Origin of the sequence: Streptomyces sp. OZ13 (assembly GCF_052068155.1) — a bacterium.
Classification (GTDB): domain Bacteria; phylum Actinomycetota; class Actinomycetes; order Streptomycetales; family Streptomycetaceae; genus Streptomyces.
Window position 1 is genome coordinate 1 of the sequence record NZ_JBQHCZ010000045.1, and the last position, 2566, is coordinate 2566.

Genomic DNA, 2566 nt, shown 5'->3' on the forward strand with positions numbered 1-2566 from the left:
CTACGCCCGCGACGCGTTCGAGGGCCTGCGCCTGATGGACGCCCTCATCGGCATCAAGCGCGGCGTCCCCGGCGCGGCCCTGCCCGAACTCAAGCAGCGCCGCGTCAAGGCCACGACCACGGTCGTCGACGAACGACCCCCGGAGCAGCCCACCCGCTCCGACGTCGCCACCGACAACCCCGTCCCCACCCCGCCGTTCCGGGGCAGCCGCGTCGTCAAGGGCATCCCGCTCAAGGACTACGCCTCCTGGCTCGACGAAAGCGCCCTGTTCAAGGGCCAGTGGGGCCTGAAGGCCGCCCGCGGCACCGGCCCCACCTACGAGGAACTGGTGGAGTCCGAGGGCCGGCCGCGGCTGCGCGGGCTGCTCGAGCGGCTGCAGACCGACAACCTCCTCGAAGCGGCCGTCGTCCACGGCTACTTCCCCTGCGTCTCCAAGGGCGACGACCTGATCATCCTCGGCGACGACGGCTCGGAACGCACCCGCTTCACCTTCCCCCGCCAGAGCCGCGGCCGGTACCTGTGCCTGGCCGACTTCTTCCGTCCCGAGGAGTCCGGCGAGACCGACGTCGTCGCCCTCCAGGTCGTCACCGTCGGCTCCCGCATCGGCGAGGAGACCGCCAAGCTGTTCGAGGCCGACTCCTACCGCGACTACCTCGAACTGCACGGCCTGTCCGTCCAGCTCGCCGAGGCACTGGCCGAGTACTGGCACGCCCGGGTGCGCGCCGAACTGGGACTGGCCGGCAGCGACCCCACCGGCCTCGACGGCATGCTCCGCACCGAGTACCAGGGCTGCCGCTACTCACTCGGCTACCCCGCCTGCCCCGACCTCGAGGACCGCGCCAAGATCGCCGCCCTCCTCGAACCGGAACGCATCGGCGTTCAGCTGTCCGAGGAGTTCCAGCTCCACCCCGAGCAGTCCACCGACGCGATCGTCGTCCACCACCCCGAGGCGAGCTACTTCAACGCCGGAGGCCGCTCGTGAGCACCCTGCGCGACGCTCTCGCCTCGGGCCGGCCCTCGTTCTCCTTCGAGTTCTTCCCGCCGAAGACCGAGGCGGGCACCCGCACCCTGTGGAACGCCGTCCGCCGCATCGAGCCCCTCGCGCCGACGTTCGTGTCCGTCACCTACGGAGCCGGCGGCTCCTCCAGGGACCGCACCGTCGCCGTCACCAAACGCATCGCCGCCGAGACCACCCTGCGCCCCGTCGCCCACCTCACCGCGGTGGACCACTCGGTCGCCGAACTGCGCCACATCATCGGCCAGTACGCGGACGCCGGCGTGCACGACGTCCTCGCCCTGCGCGGCGACCCGCCCGGCGACCCGAACGCCCCCTGGACACCGCACCCCGACGGCTTCACCCACGCCCACGAACTCGTCTCCCTGGTGCGCAGGTCGGGCGACTTCAGCGTCGGCGTCGCCGCCTTCCCCGAACGCCACCCCCGCTCCACCGACTGGGACGACGACATCCGCCACTTCGTCGCCAAATGCAAGGCCGGCGCCGACTACGCCATCACCCAGATGTTCTTCCACACCGAGGACTACCTGCGGCTGAGGGACCGGGTCGCGGCCGCCGGCTGCGACACCCCGATCATCCCCGAGATCATGCCGGCCACCGACGTGAAGCAGATCGCCCGCTTCGCCCAGCTGTCCGGCGCCACCTTCCCCGCCCACCTCGCCGCCCGCCTCGACGCGGCCCGCGACAACCGGGCCGACGGCCACCGCATCGGCGTCGAGTACGCCACCGCCATGGCCGAGCGCCTCCTCGCGGAAGGCGCCCCCGGACTGCACTACATCACCCTCAACCGCTCCACCGCGACGCTCGAGATCCACCAGAACATCCAGAACTCAAGGAGTGCACATGCCCTCGCAGCCGGCCGCTGACTTCACGGATTTCAAGGTCGCGGACCTTTCCCTCGCCGCCTTCGGCCGCAAGGAGATCACCCTCGCCGAGCACGAGATGCCCGGCCTGATGTCGATCCGCAAGGAGTACGCCGACGCCCAGCCGCTCGCCGGCGCCCGCATCACCGGCTCCCTGCACATGACCGTGCAGACCGCCGTCCTTATCGAGACCCTCGTCGCCCTCGGCGCCGAGGTCCGCTGGGTGTCCTGCAACATCTTCTCCACCCAGGACCACGCCGCCGCCGCGATCGCCGCCGCCGGCATCCCCGTCTTCGCCTGGAAGGGCGAGACCCTGGAGGAGTACTGGTGGTGCACCGAGCAGGCCCTGACCTGGCCCGGCCACGCAGGCCCCAACATGATCCTCGACGACGGCGGTGACGCCACCCTCCTGGTCCACAAGGGCGTCGAGTTCACCAAGGCCGGCGCCGTCCCCGACCCGTCCACCGCGGACAACGACGAGTACCGCGTCATCCTCGAACTCCTGCACCGCTCCACCCTCGACTGGCCCCGGCTCGCCGCAGAGATCCGCGGCGTGACGGAGGAGACCACCACCGGTGTCCACCGCCTCTACGAGATGCACCGCGACGGCGCCCTGCTGTTCCCGGCGATCAACGTGAACGACGCGGTCACGAAGTCGAAGTTCGACAACAAGTACGGCTGCCGGCAC

At 70.8% G+C, this 2566-nt stretch carries 3 protein-coding genes; all 3 read left to right on the top strand.

Annotated elements, in window-relative coordinates; genetic code table 11:
- Positions 1 to 982: vitamin B12 dependent-methionine synthase activation domain-containing protein (locus ACTMTU_RS35990; protein ID WP_441267635.1), on the top strand; the 982-nt coding region annotated here is incomplete at its 5' end.
- Positions 979 to 1881 carry a methylenetetrahydrofolate reductase [NAD(P)H] gene (gene metF, locus ACTMTU_RS35995; protein ID WP_441267636.1) on the top strand — a complete coding sequence of 301 codons (903 nt, stop codon included), beginning with the start codon at positions 979 to 981 and terminating at the stop codon, positions 1879 to 1881. The genes ACTMTU_RS35990 and metF, both read left to right, overlap by 4 nt.
- Positions 1859 to 2566, top strand: a 708-nt coding sequence (locus ACTMTU_RS36000) for an adenosylhomocysteinase (RefSeq protein ID WP_441267637.1), incomplete at its 3' end; no start/stop codon positions are given. The genes metF and ACTMTU_RS36000, both read left to right, overlap by 23 nt.